At 55.3% G+C, this 13,834-nt stretch carries 13 protein-coding genes; 4 read left to right on the forward strand and 9 right to left on the reverse strand.

Going from position 1 to position 13,834, the window contains the following annotated elements; translation table 11 throughout:
• Positions 1-2: 2 nt before the first annotated feature.
• From ACQ86N_RS45145 to ACQ86N_RS45175, 7 genes are read right to left on the reverse strand one after another with little or no spacing between them, the layout of a single operon-like run.
• A complete protein-coding gene (locus ACQ86N_RS45145; protein ID WP_431217858.1) occupies positions 3-470 on the reverse strand; it encodes a hypothetical protein in 468 nt (155 codons plus the stop codon).
• A complete protein-coding gene (locus tag ACQ86N_RS45150) occupies positions 463-1,560 on the reverse strand; it encodes a 5'-3' exonuclease (protein WP_431212781.1) in 1,098 nt (365 codons plus the stop codon). Before ACQ86N_RS45150 ends, ACQ86N_RS45145 begins: the two co-directional genes overlap by 8 nt.
• Positions 1,561-1,581: 21 nt before the next feature.
• Positions 1,582-3,621, reverse strand: a complete 2,040-nt coding sequence (gene uvrB / locus ACQ86N_RS45155) for an excinuclease ABC subunit UvrB (RefSeq protein WP_431212782.1) — start codon at positions 3,619-3,621, stop codon at positions 1,582-1,584.
• Positions 3,622-3,631: 10 nt separating this feature from the next.
• Complete coding sequence (locus ACQ86N_RS45160) at positions 3,632-6,106, reverse strand: AsmA-like C-terminal region-containing protein (RefSeq protein WP_431212783.1); 2,475 nt, start codon at positions 6,104-6,106, stop codon at positions 3,632-3,634.
• Positions 6,107-6,111: 5 nt separating this feature from the next.
• On the reverse strand, positions 6,112-7,182 hold the full coding sequence (locus tag ACQ86N_RS45165; protein WP_431217859.1) for a transferrin receptor-like dimerization domain-containing protein: 1,071 nt from the start codon (positions 7,180-7,182) through the stop codon (positions 6,112-6,114).
• Positions 7,067-8,338 carry a PA domain-containing protein gene (locus ACQ86N_RS45170; protein ID WP_431212784.1) on the reverse strand — a complete coding sequence of 424 codons (1,272 nt, stop codon included), beginning with the start codon at positions 8,336-8,338 and terminating at the stop codon, positions 7,067-7,069. The genes ACQ86N_RS45165 and ACQ86N_RS45170 overlap by 116 nt, the downstream gene beginning before the upstream one ends.
• Before the next feature lie 11 nt (positions 8,339-8,349).
• Positions 8,350-8,808 (reverse strand): methylglyoxal synthase, encoded by a 459-nt coding sequence (locus tag ACQ86N_RS45175; RefSeq protein ID WP_431212785.1) that lies wholly within the window; start codon positions 8,806-8,808, stop codon positions 8,350-8,352.
• 149 nt (positions 8,809-8,957) lie between these two features.
• On the opposite strand from ACQ86N_RS45175, the gene ACQ86N_RS45180 reads away from it, so the two are divergent.
• Positions 8,958-9,584, forward strand: coding sequence for a T9SS type A sorting domain-containing protein (locus ACQ86N_RS45180; protein ID WP_431212786.1), 627 nt, complete (start codon positions 8,958-8,960; stop codon positions 9,582-9,584).
• A gap of 424 nt (positions 9,585-10,008) precedes the next feature.
• On the opposite strand, the gene recA is transcribed toward ACQ86N_RS45180, so the two are convergent.
• Positions 10,009-11,025 carry a recombinase RecA gene (gene recA / locus ACQ86N_RS45185; RefSeq protein WP_431212787.1) on the reverse strand — a complete coding sequence of 339 codons (1,017 nt, stop codon included), beginning with the start codon at positions 11,023-11,025 and terminating at the stop codon, positions 10,009-10,011.
• A gap of 415 nt (positions 11,026-11,440) precedes the next feature.
• Here recA and ACQ86N_RS45190 point away from each other — a divergent pair, with 415 nt between their 5' ends.
• On the forward strand, positions 11,441-11,902 hold the full coding sequence (locus ACQ86N_RS45190) for an RNA polymerase sigma factor (RefSeq protein WP_431217860.1): 462 nt from the start codon (positions 11,441-11,443) through the stop codon (positions 11,900-11,902).
• Positions 11,880-12,146: a hypothetical protein gene (locus ACQ86N_RS45195; RefSeq protein ID WP_431212788.1), complete on the forward strand. Its 267-nt coding sequence runs from the start codon at positions 11,880-11,882 to the stop codon at positions 12,144-12,146. Before ACQ86N_RS45190 ends, ACQ86N_RS45195 begins: the two co-directional genes overlap by 23 nt.
• Before the next feature lie 13 nt (positions 12,147-12,159).
• Here the strand turns inward: ACQ86N_RS45195 and ACQ86N_RS45200 are convergent, their stop codons facing one another.
• Positions 12,160-12,366: a hypothetical protein gene (locus ACQ86N_RS45200; protein ID WP_431212789.1), complete on the reverse strand. Its 207-nt coding sequence runs from the start codon at positions 12,364-12,366 to the stop codon at positions 12,160-12,162.
• 198 nt (positions 12,367-12,564) lie between these two features.
• Between ACQ86N_RS45200 and ACQ86N_RS45205 the strand changes: the two genes are divergently transcribed.
• Entirely contained in the window at positions 12,565-13,647 is a 1,083-nt protein-coding gene (locus tag ACQ86N_RS45205; protein WP_431212790.1) for a hypothetical protein, read from the forward strand.
• The last annotated feature ends 187 nt before the right edge of the window (positions 13,648-13,834 follow it).

A 13,834-nucleotide genomic window follows, 5' to 3' on the forward strand; every position in this document is an offset into this window, starting at 1 on the left:
ATTCAGCTGCCCCTTTCCTTTTTCCCGATGAGCTCTTCGATATGTACCGGCTCATACCCAAGGTATTTGGCGCTCAGCAGGTCCATGCCCCTTTTGCCCTCAGGATCGATGACATAGTGCGCCAGCATGGTATCGAACAACTCTCCCTTCAGCGTCACTCCGTACCAGCTGAGGACCAGCAGATCGTATTTCAGATTTTGCCCGATCCAGACAATGTCCGGAGCCTCGAACAGCGGTGCGAAAATCTTCAGGATGCTTTTTGTGGCATCCTGGTCCGCCGGACAGGGGATATACCAGGCCTCGCCGGGAGTTATGGAAAAACTCATTCCGACGAGCTCGGCATTGTTCGCGTCCAGACCCGTCGTTTCCGTATCGAAACAGATCTCTTTATGCTTCAGCAGCTGCTGTACGAGCCCGTTGAGCGCCTTTTCTTCGCTTACTGAGGTATAGGTATGCGTCGTATTATGAATGTTTTTCCTCCCGGCGGAAACGAGCCGCCTTCGCCTTCTTCCCTTGGTCCTTCAGACTCTTCCCCTCTTTCCACGGCGGCTTCCAGCTGGGCGCTTCCTTCCTCCAGTCTGTCGGCCGGAGCCTTTTTCTTTTTGCAGCCGCTGTCTTGACGGCATTCCCGAAAAGATCGGTCTGAACGCCTTCCGGCGGGGTGTACCCGCCTTCAAATCCGTCACCCAGAATGCGCTTGCCCAGGGTCTTGAATTCCAGCTGATTGAAGATGTCGTTCAGTGCGGTTTTGTTCCAATCCCTGAGCCTGAAATTCTCTTCGTGGAATTCGACCGGCACCTCGGTGATGATGGTCGCCAGCTTCTTGCTCAGGATCGCCAGGTCTTTCCCCCCGCGGATCTTTTCCCCAAGGGCGCCCTTGATGCTGTCCGCGCTGGCTACCACATTCTCGAGCGTACCATATTCCGCCAGCAGCTTGGCCGCAGTCTTTTCCCCTACTCCCTTGATACCCGGTATATTGTCCACCGCATCTCCCATCAGTCCAAGGATGTCGATGACCTGGCTTACGTCCTTAATATTCCATTTCTCGCAGACCTCTTTGGGACCCAGTATCTCGGCGAGACCACCCTGATAAGGAGGCTTGTATATTTTGATCTTATCCGACACCAGCTGACCGTAGTCTTTATCCGGCGTCACCATATAGACCTCGTAGCCGGCTGCGGCAGCCTGTTTGCTCAGCGTGCCGATGACGTCGTCGGCCTCATAGCCGTCCAGCTCCATGATCGGGATATTAAAACCCTCCACGATAGTCTTTATGTCCGGCATCGCGCTCAGCAGGTCCTCCGGCGCCTCCTGCCGGTTCGCTTTGTAGTCGGCAAACTCCGTGTGCCGCTCTGTCGGCGCATGCGTATCAAAACACACCGCCATATGCGAGGGCTTCTGATTATTGATAAGGTCGACGAGAGCATTGGTAAATCCAAACTGCGCGTTCGTATTCCGGCCCTTTGACGTGATCCGTGGACTATTGATCAATGCATAGTAGGCGCGAAAGATCAATGCGAATGCGTCCAGTAAGAATACCCTTTTGTCCGTATTTTCCATAGGAAGTAAAATTAGGTAATTTTAACCCTTCATCTCCTTCAACCTCTTCTGCAACCCAAACATCTCGTCCCTCAGTCTGGCGGCCTCCATAAAATCGAGGTCGCGCGCGGCTTTCTCCATATCCTTTTTGGTCCGGGTGATCGCTTTCTCCACCTGGGGAATGGTCTGGTAGACCTCTTGGTCTTCGGCTGCCGCGGTCACCAGCTCGCCGTCGGGCGCTACGGCGTAGTCGTCGCCGGGATTATAGCCTTTGATATCCAGCACCGAGGTCTGCGCGAACACCTGCTCCTTGGACTTCTTCACCGTCTGCGGGATGATGCCGTGTTCGAGGTTGTAGGCCATCTGTTTTTCGCGGCGGCGCTGGGTCTCGTCGATTGTGCGCTGCATGCTCTCTGTCATGACGTCGGCGTAGAAGATGACGAGGCCGTCGACATTTCGCGCGGCGCGTCCTGCAGTCTGCGTCAGCGATTTCTCGTTGCGCAGGAACCCTTCCTTGTCGGCGTCGAGAATAGCTACCAGCGACACTTCGGGGAGGTCGAGGCCTTCTCTCAGCAAGTTCACGCCGACCAGCACGTCGATATCGCCCAGCCTCAGCTGCCGAAGGATCTCCACCCTTTCGAGGGTGTCCACCTCGCTGTGAATATATTTTGATTTGATGTCGATCCGGTGAAGGTACTTGTCCATTTCTTCCGCCATCCGCTTGGTCAGCGTCGTCACCAGCACGCGGTCTCCCTTCTTCACCCGCTTGTCGATCTCGTCCAGCAGGTCGTCGATCTGGCCTGCACTTGGCCGTACTTCGATGGGAGGGTCCAGCAACCCGGTAGGACGCACTACCTGCTCGACAACCACACCCTCGCTCTTCTCCAGTTCATAGTCGCCGGGGGTGGCACTGACAAAGACGGTCTGACCCGTCATCGCTTCGAACTCATGAAAGTTCAGCGGCCGGTTGTCCAGGGCGCTCGGCAGACGGAAACCATAGTCCACCAGCACCAGCTTGCGGCTGCGGTCGCCGCCGTACATCCCGCTGATCTGCGGCACCGTCTGATGACTTTCGTCCAGCATGAGCATGAAGTCCTTCGGGAAATAGTCGAGGAGACAGAAAGGCCTGGTCCCGGGATTACGCCGGTCGAAGAATCGGGAGTAGTTCTCTACTCCATTGCAATAACCCAGCTCGCGGATCATCTCCACGTCGTAGTTGACGCGTTCGGCGAGTCGCTGCGCCTCGATATATTTTCCGACACTCTTGAAATATTCTACCTGTGCCGCCAGTTCGTCCTGGATCTCGTAGATCACCTGGTGAAGGATATCCTTCGGCGCCAGGTACAGGTTGGCCGGGAAGATGGCTGCGTTGTCCATGGGCCCGATCCTCTTGCCCGAAGCGATATCAAAACTTTCGATGGAGTCGATCTCGTCGCCGAAGAAACTGATCCGATAACCATAGTCCACATAAGGAAGATTGATGTCTACCGTATCTCCCTTCACGCGGAAATTGCCGCGGGCAAACTCCACCTCGCTTCTTCTGTACAGTGAGTTGACCAGCGAATGCAGGAAACCCTGGCGCGAGATCACCTGCCCCTGCTCAAGACGGATGATACCATTCTCGAACTCGGCGGGGTTACCGATACCGTAGATACAACTGACCGATGCGACTACGATGATGTCCCGTCTTCCGCTAAGCAGCTGGGTTGTGGCCTGCAGCCTTAATTTCTCGAGCTCTTCGTTGATGGAGAGGTCCTTTTCGATATAGGTGTTGGAGACCGGCATGTAGGCCTCGGGCTGATAATAGTCATAGTAGGAGACGAAATATCCTACGGCGTTGTCGGGAAAGAACTGCTTGAATTCCCCGTAGAGCTGCGCTACCAGCGTCTTGTTATGTGTCAATACGAGCGTTGGCCTTTGTACGTTCTGGATCACGTTGGCCATGGTAAAGGTTTTACCCGAACCCGTAACGCCCAGTAAGGTATGATATTGGTCTCCCCGAAGAATGCCTTCCGTCAGTTGTGCGATGGCCGATGGCTGATCGCCGGCGGGAAGATAAGGAGCGTTGAGCTTAAATTGCATGGGTGCAAAATTACCGATTTTTCTTCTTCAACGCCTTCTTAAAGGGGTCCCAGCTGATCTTCAGTTTCCCGTCGTCCCCGTTGCGGGCGCGGAGCCGCAGACTTATCCCGGCCCTGCTGTCATTCCCTTTGCTGTCCGGCGGAATATCGGGATTCCGGTCCTTTTTCAGATTGCTCAGGGGCACCTGCAGACTCATATCGGGTCCCGTCTTCAGGTCATAGGTCCCCTCCGCAAACAAAGTAAAAGCTGTGGACTGGATCTCCATCCGGTGAATAGTGATCGTCGTGGAATCCACGTCGAGCTGGTTCTTCAGTTCGGCAAAACGGATCTGCGACAGGTCCCGCTTCTTCAGCACCTTTTCGTGTATCGTTTCCATCGGCCCAAAGTCGATCAGCTCGCCGTCTTTGAGACTAAAATCGATCGTCCCCTTCAGGCTGTTAGGCGCGACCTTCGCCTTACCCGTGAGCGCGCCCGACAGCCGCAAATCGGCCGTCAGCCGGCCTTTCAGGTTGCGGGAAATCAGCGCCTCCTGACCGAAATTGTTGAAGTCGCTGAACAGCCTGGGCAGATCGACTCCCGTCAAATGCGATTCGAGGGTCAGCGGATTGGTGGTCCCGCCGGGATTGCGCTTCAGCATCGCCTTCAGCTGCAGGACGCCGGTGCCCTGCTCGATCATCAGCCGGTTCAGCGTGATCGCTTGATTGTCGAACAACAGGTCGCCCTTCGCGTGGGCTCCGGAGAATTTCCGGTAACTGATATCGGAGGCTTCCATCGCGACATGTACCACTCCTTCTTTTAACAGATTGTCGACACGCGTAAAAGTTGCTCCGAAGAGACTTCCGTGCGAGTCAGCCGATCGGCCTGAGCCTGCCGCCGAAACCCGCCGCCAGGCCGCGGTAGAACCAGCCAGCACGCTGAAATCCTCGAGATCCATATGCGCCATCTGCAGGTTCCAGTCCATACTGACATTCTCCGCATTCCGGTCGAGCAGTGCGACAAGATTTTTCGCTATTCCCTTTACGCGGATATTCGTTTTTCCCGCGTTGATCGCGAGCTGGTTGACCAGCATATCCTGGTCTTTGAATAATAGCCGGCCCTTTCCGCCGGTCAGTTCCCATTGATAAGGGACATAGGTCACTGCCGCCGAGTCGATATCCAGCCAGCCATTTACCACTGTGCCCGCCGTATCGTTCTCCGACATCGGCCCTCTGTAATAAACATTGAGATCGCCGCGACCGGCGACGAACCGCATCGCCTGGCTTCCGGTCAGGTCGTTCAGCTGGTCCAGCGTAAAATGGGAGTGGATATCGCTGGCAAGACGGGGATATTTGAGATTGGTAATAGTCATGGTATCCGATCGCAGCGGAAGGTCGCCAAGATGACCGGAGAAGCCCAGTAGCCGTATCGCGGAGTTGTCGTCCCCCCGACGGCGCCCGCGGATCCATTCGTTGGTGAAACTCGCGCGGAACGAAGTCTCCGTAAACCGGCCTATCGGTGTCAGTACGCCACCCTTGTCGAGGTTCAGCTTCACCGTGATCTGCGGCTGCGGGTCGTCGGCGTTCCCCGCGTCCAGCTGCACAGATACGGAGACGGGCCTGTCGATATCATACTCATCCAGTTTTTGCTGAATGCCAGGCGTCAGAAGAGAAGACGCAACATGCCATGGGATCTCCGGCACTTCGATCGTCAGAAAGAAGGGGTCCGGCGAGACTGCTGGAAAGAACCTGCCGGTAAAACTGACGGGATGCCCGTCGATCTTTATAGTGGCCCCGGCAAACTGAACGATCTTACTCGCCGTGTTGTAACTTACCCGGAACCGGCCCGCCAGCTTCCTGCCTTTGATAAAACTGCCCTTTGATGTGTTGAAGGAAAAACTATTTGCGGTGATGTCAGCGCCGATGCCCATCTGCAGCACGCGTCCCTCCTTGTTCATATCGCAGACAAGCCGGTGAATATCCAGATCGAAGAGCTTGTTTTTGTCCCCGAGGTCCTGCACCCATCTAATATCGGTAAGGGAGATATCGGGAGGGTTCTCCGGCTTGCCGCCGCGCAGGGAAGGTTTGCGGTCCTTGAACACATAGGTGTTGGAATAGCCCGTACTGTCTCTGTAAAAATAGACGACGCCGTGCTCGAGGGAGACCTTACTTATCCGGACTTTGCCCGAGAAAAGGCTACCGAGCAGCGGACAATCGGCATACACGGTGCTGACCTTCAGAAGATCGTGGTGGTGCCGGGACCAGAGGCTGTCCCTGAGCGAGACGTCGGACAGCTGAAAAGCAACGGACGGAAAATGCCGGAAAAGGGATATGTCCAGCTGCCCGATGCTAATATCGGCCCCGAAATGTTCCTTCACCTCTTCGGTGGCCTTCTGCAGAAGGCGGGCCTTGTTATAGTGTACATAGACGGACAGGCCTGCCCATACAAGCAATAGCAGGCACATAAGGGCGCCTGCTATTCGTAGTGTATATCGTAATATCTTCTTCAAGGTCTTTAAAAGGCTATCGAGCCCAGGTAGCCGGCGAACTTACGCAACACCGCCGCGTCTACCTCGATCTGCTCCTGCGCCTCTTTCCAGTTGCGCTGTTCGATGGCCTCCCGGATGCCCGGCAGTGTCTTGACGCCATAGCCGGTATAAAAGCCGGGGGCGTAAATGGAATGCCGGTACCAGGGGCGGCGGGGCAGACCATTATCCGACAGCAATTGTTGTTCCGCCCTGTAGAGCGCCTGATTTACAAGGTCTGCCCTGCTTCCTGTCAGGTGGGAGTGGGACAGGCTGTCGGACAACCGGGTAGTCGCCGCCTCCAGCAGGGTCAGCGCATTCTGGAGGCTCGACCAGCTGAGAAAGGGCACTTCCGCCTTTGCCGCAGGGGGCGCCAGTTGCACGGTCGGGTCGGCGGCATAGCCATAGTGGTTCTCTTTGAGCACCTGGTTCGTCAGCGCCGTGGTCTCTCTCATCTGGTCGACAAGACCGATCAACTCGTTCGCATAGCCGCTGACGGTATGAAAGAAGGCGCGGAAGTCGAAGGGAAGGACCGTGGCGTCCGCCATTCGGAGGGTGATGCGGCCCGCCGTCCTGGCGAGGGTGACCCCATACTGGAAGCTCGGGTCTTTGAATCGGCGGAAATCGTCATAGCTGTCATAGATGGAATGGTATTCGCCGCCGGAGGACTCGCCCCCAAAACCGATGTTGAAACAGGGGATACCAAGGTGCTGAAGGAAGGGAGAATAGTCGGATCCCGAGCCGAGCGCGCCCAGGCTAAAACCTTTTTTCTGTAGCAGGGCTTTTCCCAGTCTGCCGTTGTCGGCGGCGTTGACCAGCTCACGGGAGTGACGGCGGTCGAGGATGCTGATATGGGTCTCGGGGTCGGTGACGTCGCGGGCGACCTCATTCATCATCGGCTCGAGCGCATGTGACCCACCTGCTTCCAGGTAACCGCGGCCGTTCTCATCGGAGTTGATATAGACGACGGCTTTTTTCTGCAGCTCTTCGGCGTGCTGCTCCACCCATTCGGTAGAGCCGATCAGGCCGGGCTCTTCTCCGTCCCATGCGCAGTATACTATAGTCCGTTTGGGCTTCCATCCTGTCTTCCGCAGCTTCGCTGACGGCGCGGGCTTCCTCGAGCAGGGCGGACTGACCGCTGATCGGGTCGGCGGCTCCGTTGACCCAGGCGTCGTGGTGGTTTCCCCGGATGACCCATTCGTCGGGAAATTCGCTTCCGGGCATCTTTGCGATGACGTCGGTGACGGGTTTGGTATCCCAGTTGAAGGCCAGTTTCAGGTGGACCTGCGCCCTGCCGGGGCCGATATGATAGGTTATTGGCAGCGCGCCTCTCCATTCTTCCGGAGCAACAGGGCCATCCAGCGCGCGCAGCAGCGGCTCGGCGTCGTGATAGCTGATGGGCAGCACCGGTATCTTCAGGAGGGTGGGGGCGTCGGAGCGTTCGAGTCTTTTTGCCTCTTTGGTGGCGCCAACGCCCGGGGTCAGCGGGTCGCCGGGGTAAATGGGCATGTCCATGATAGAGCCCCGCTGCACGCCGTATTCGCTTTTGAATGCGCCTTTCGGATAGACATCGCCCTGGCCATAGCCGTCGTCGCGTGGATCGGAGTAGATCAGACAGCCGATGGCGCCGTGCTCCTGGGCTAGTTTTGGCTTGATGCCCCGCCAGGAATGACCGTATTTAGCTATAACGATTTTGCCTTTTACGGAGATGCCCATTCGCTCCAGCCGGTCAAAGTCTTCGGGTATACCATAGTTCACGTATACCAGCTGCGCCGTCACGTCCCCGTCGGGTGACCAGCAGTTATAGGTGGGCAACTGCTCGCGGGTCTGGCCGGACGTGGCGTCCTCTTTCAGGGCGGGTTCGGCGAGTCCGGCTTTCCAAACGGCAGGAGACGTCATTTCGAGCAGCCTTTCTTTCGGAGTGGGGAAGAGGGTATAGAAGGTTTCCGTCTGAACGTCGTAGCCCCAGCTCTTCAGCTTATTATAGATATAATCGACGACGGCCTTATCGCCCGGAGAGCCGACATGATGGGGCCGGGCGGACATGATGCGGATGCCGCTGTCGATATTGGAGGCCCGCAGATAGCCGTCGTAGGTGGACTCGAGTTGTTGCTGGGCCTGGGAGGAGGCGTCGTCGAAGCCCGCCAGCGGTTTGGGCTGGGCCCAGGTCAGGGAACAGGCCAGCAGCAGGCCCGTAGTAAGCAGTTGTTTTCTCATGATTAAACGATTTAGCGCTGTAGTCTTGTGGTGTATTGCGTGTAGTCAGGAACGAGGATCTCATATTCTTCCAGCATCAGCGGGGATGTGAGGATGAAGTCGGCGGTTGCCCGGTCGCAGGCAAAGGGGATATTCCAGGTAACGGCTACCCTCAGCAGCGCCTTGATATCGGGGTCGTGGGGCTGGGCTTCCATGGGGTCCCAGAAGAAGATGAGGATGTCGAGTTTGGCTTCGGCGATGCTGGCGCCTATCTGCTGATCCCCGCCCAGCGGGCCGCTGAGGAACTTGCTCACAGACTGGCCCAGCGCCTGTTCTATGAGACTGCCGGTCGTTCCGGTGCCATACAGCCGGTGCTGCGCCAGCGCCCGTTTGTTATAGACGGCCCATTCGATGAGCTCGGCTTTTTTGTTGTCGTGCGCAACGAGCGCTATCCGTTTGAAAGTACTCAGTTTCCTTATCGGTGTTTGCATGCCGTAAGATACCGGGCTTTAAGAATATTATAACACCTTCAAAGAAATTTTCCCGGCGATGCAGCGTTTTTCGTTCAGGCATGAAATTTGTTAGACTCTTCGTCCCATTATTCTGACGGTATCGCCGATATACTTACTAACCTAGGTCAATGAAACGACTAACCTATTGCTTTCTGTTGGCTGTGGCCATGGCATGCTCTGCCCGCGCCCAGCAGGCGCCGGATTCCGCGACGGATCCGCGTATGCAGTCGGCGGGTCAGCCGGCGATCGTCAACTTTACTGCAGCGGTAAGAGAGTCCAATAAGGTCTGGTTGGGATGGGATGTCGACAGTGCCATAGAAGGCGATTACTTTGTTGTTGAACGTAGTCCGGATGGCTTGCACTATGAGACGATAGTCGCGCTGCGATCGGCAAAGCAGCAGCGGCGTTACGAGATAATCGATATAGCACCCCCCAACGGCCCCAATTTCTACCGGATAAAATATACCAGTCAGTCTAACGGCCTTTTCTATTCAAAGCCGCTCCAGCTGAGTCTTTCCGGCGATGTCGACTTCAGGTTTTACCCCAATCCCGTAGATAAATTGTTTATTGTCCGCACCGAACACAGCATCGATATCCAGATCGTCGATGCCGCGGGTTCTATACGCCTGAGCAAACGGTTGCAGCCCGGTATCCAGATAATAAATGCATCGTCGCTCGAGCGCGGGATGTATGTACTCCGAGTTACTGATAAAGAAAGCAATAGAGCAATTTCCCAGCAGTTGTTGAAGAATTAAAAAAGCCTTAAAAAAGAAATTACCGAAAAATGGTATTGCAGAATTGATTTTATTCCTCTACCTTTATCTTGGTTTTTCATAGGATATTGGATTTTAAAACGGGGTTGAATTTCTATTCAGACCCCTTTTTTATTTTTAGGGAGTTATGGACGGGAGCCCGCACCAGCAGCGGGATGCGTAGTTATACGTATTGAATGAGTAGAACTTCCTGAACACATCGAAATTGTCAAACTTCGTCTTCACAACTCGTTTACCAGCCAATAACAATTCCATCACTCACTCGCAAGTTCCGCGGACGCGGTGCTATATAAACTCGTTCCCCCAACACTGCAAAATAGCCGGCGCAAGGCCAATAAAAAAAGCCCCGATAGACATCGGGGCCGTATACTTACTAACCCAATTAAAATAAAAACAAACTAACTTCTTAGCTATTCTGCATCTCTTTGACTTTCTCTCTGATCTTGCCTTCGATCTCGCCGGCCAGTTCAGGATTATCGTGCAGCAACTGTTTTACCGTATCACGACCCTGTCCCAGCTTGTCAGTGCCATAGCTGAACCAGCTGCCGCTCTTGTTGACGATCCCAAGTTCGACGCCCATGTCGACGATCTCACCCATCTTGGATATGCCTTCACCAAAAACGATATCGAATTCGGCAGCGCGGAAAGGCGGAGCCACTTTGTTCTTTACCACTTTAACTTTTACTCTGTTACCTACCGCTTCTTCGCCGTCCTTGATCTGCGCCATACGGCGGATGTCCAGACGAACCGAAGCATAGAATTTAAGCGCGTTACCGCCGGTTGTCGTTTCGGGATTGCCGAACATGACGCCGATCTTTTCGCGCAGCTGGTTGATGAAGATACAGATGGTATTGGTCTTGCTGATAGTAGCCGTCAGCTTTCTCAGCGCCTGAGACATCAGACGCGCCTGCAGTCCCATCTTGCTGTCGCCCATCTCGCCTTCGAGTTCACCCTTTGGCACGAGTGCGGCAACGGAGTCGATGACTACGACATCCAGCGCGCCGGAAAGGATCAGCCGGTCGGCGATCTCGAGGGCCTGCTCGCCATAGTCGGGCTGAGAGATCAGCAGGTTGTCGACGTCGACGCCTAATTTCTGCGCATATATGCTGTCGAAAGCATGCTCCGCGTCGATGATGGCGCACATCCCGCCCTTCTTCTGGGCTTCCGCTATGATATGGGTTGCGATAGTCGTCTTACCGGAGGATTCGGGGCCGTAGATCTCGACGATCCTGCCTTTGGGTAAACCGCCAACTCCCAGGGCCATGTCGAGTCCGATCGAACCCGTGGAAATGACCTCCATCGGATCCTGGCTCTTCTCATTCATCATCATCACGCTCCCTTTCCCAAAGTCCTTGTCTATTTTATCCATCGTCAGCTTTAAAGCCTTGAGCTTCTCGGCATTGGCACCTGTTTGATTTGACATAAAGTAGTTTTTAATTCTCCCAAATTTATTGATTCAGTAAAGGTATGGGAATTATTTTATACACACTAATCTTTTTAGCATTCAACACTAACTTTTTTGGTTCAGCGCTTTTTTTGGGAGGAGATCGGATCGGTTTTGCGCGGTCCGCGGAGGAAGGCGGATCGGCTTTTCAACGTCCGAACCTGGGTTGTGGCCGCAGTCTGTGAACCATTGCGTGAACCGCGGATTTTTCAACGCCAAAACATTTTAACTTTCCGGGCAACCCGGTCTTCATAAACTGCATTTAACCAGCGACGCCCGGAACCCGCCGGGTAACACAACCAGCACCGATGAATATATCCGAACAGATCGAGGACGCCCGGCATGGGGACGCAGCAGCGCAGCGGGGTCTTTTGACCTCCTCGCCGACCCCATGATGGCCCTCTGCTGCCGGTACGTGAAGAATCGCGAGGACGCCGAAGAGATCCTGCTGGACGGGTTCTGCAAGTTCTTCCGGAACCTGAAGGAGTTCCGCTACCAGGGAGATGCCGCCCTTTACGCCTGGATCAAACGGATAATGGTCAACGAGTGCCTGATGTTCCTTCGCCGGCGCCCCATTTTTTCCTTCGGGACGGAGACCGTCGCCGAAGACCTTGTCGAAGAGCCGCTGTCCAGTCTGTCGGCGTCAGAGATATTCGACCTTATCGTCCGGCTGCCCACGGGCTACCGCACGGTATTCAACCTCCACGTTATAGAAGGAATGGAACACAAAGAGATCGCCGCGGCCCTCGGTATCTCGGAGGGGACCTCCAAGTCCCAGCTGAGTAAGGCCCGGCTGCTATTGCAAAAAATGTTATCGAAAAAAGGGATTAGTTATGTCAAACGAAAAGCACGATGAATTTTCTTCATGGCGAAGCCTGCTCGGCTCACGTGACGCCCTGCCCGAACACGGCCTCGACAGCCGGGACCACAGCTGGGAAAAGCTGAACCGCCGCATCGGAAACGGACCCGTCGTCCGACGTCCGCGCCGCCATTTGATATACTGGATCGCCGCGGCCTGCCTGCTTCTGATGCTGGCCCCTGCCGCCCTGTACCTGCCGGCCAGACGCAAGTTCCCGCCCCCGCCCGACCGGGTACCGTGACCCAGCCAGCCAGTCACACCACCGAGGGCGAAGTCGTTTTCAGAACCAGCCCAACGGCTGACGAAGCGGTCGTTCCCCATCCCGTGAACCGCCGTCCCCAATCCGCCTCTGGGTTGTCAAAGCGTCCAATCCCCCCGTCGCCCGCGCCGGCGATCCCCGCCTCAAACCCCGCGTCGGCGCCCCCCGCCTCAAACCCCGCGTCCGCGTCCCCCTCAACCACTCCACCAGCCCCTATAGTCGCGGCATTATTCCCGGACTCAAACAATAAGTTATTAATAACCAAACAATTAAGAGTAGTCCATATCAACGAGATCGACAACCCCATCCATTCCGGGCCCGCCATGACCTCGACATTCAAACACAGCGGTGAACCAGATCTAAGAATCGAAATACTTCTCAAAACCCGACAATAAACTATATGCGAACCTTACTCAATGGCCTGCTTAGCCTCCTGCTGCTAAGCATCCAGGCCTCTTCCTATGCCCAGGACAGAACCTACGAACATCTTTCCCCGGAAGACAAGCTCTTTACCCCGCCTCCCTTCAGCATCAAAAGCACGTACTATGTCACTCTTGGCAAAGGCAACCGGCTTCAGGCAGAATTCGGTGATGCCAGCGGCCCCGACCGACTCCGGAATATCGACTCTGTTCTGATGGTCTTCCTCAGCGACCTCCGACCATTTCATGACTCGCTGGCCAATCCGCTGACCGCAAAACGCATCGACTATCTGTCCGACGCTTCCGGTCATAAGAAGATGCGCCTTCGCCAGGTCTTTCCCCAGGGCGCTACCTTCCTGCTCGGCGACGGCGAACCCGCCCGGCTCCGGCTGAGACAGGACACCATCTTCATCCTGCTGGTGTCTCTCCGTAATGGACAAACGCTTTATGACCGGATAGGGTTTTTTATCAACAGCTATGACGAATTGGAAAGCCTGGTCACCGCCGGCCTTGGCGAAAAGATAAGGCTGATGAAGGACGGAGGCTCCCGGAGCACGAAGGACGGGGTTTTCAGAAGGGACTCCGATCCTTCTGTCACACAGAAACCGTGGGATAAAGTCCAGCTCAGGCTTGACGGCTACCTCAACATACAGAACTACAAGAATTATTTTGTCCCGTCCGCAAGCCTGGGCGCCACCATACGCCTCGAAAGAAAATACAATATCCATACATTCGGCGCCTGGTGGGAGCCGGGTTTCTTTTTCGGAAACGACCCGCAGGGCCGGCCCGGCACCTTTCGCAACGATTTCGTGGTTCTCCGCTACGGCTATGACAGATCCGACAAGAAAGGGGCGCCCACGGAGAGTACCGGACTATATACAAACATTTCTATAGGTTATCTGGTCCGACGGGAGGGAACTTACTTTCCGGAACACAGTTTCAGGCTCTCAGCAGGTGACTGGCGGCTCAGGGGAGGCAAGCTCGTGATCGAACCACTCGTCTATTTTAACGATTTCTTCCGCGGCGTCACTCCCGGCTTACGGGTTAGGTTCCGCGCTCTGTAATACAAGCCTGGCCTGAGTTTGCGGCGACCGGGACCCTCAATGGCAGGCCTGGGGCCGCTTTTTCGTCCCATTGCGCGGGTGATTTTAAAATATACGGCAAAACAAGGATACACGGGCGTTCCACGGCTTGTTTAATACCTTTCAGCATTTGCATATATCATGGCTGCCATGAATTTGGCATTAAATT

Source organism: Puia sp. P3, from assembly GCF_050632245.1.
In the GTDB taxonomy this organism is placed as follows: Bacteria; Bacteroidota; Bacteroidia; order Chitinophagales; family Chitinophagaceae; genus Puia.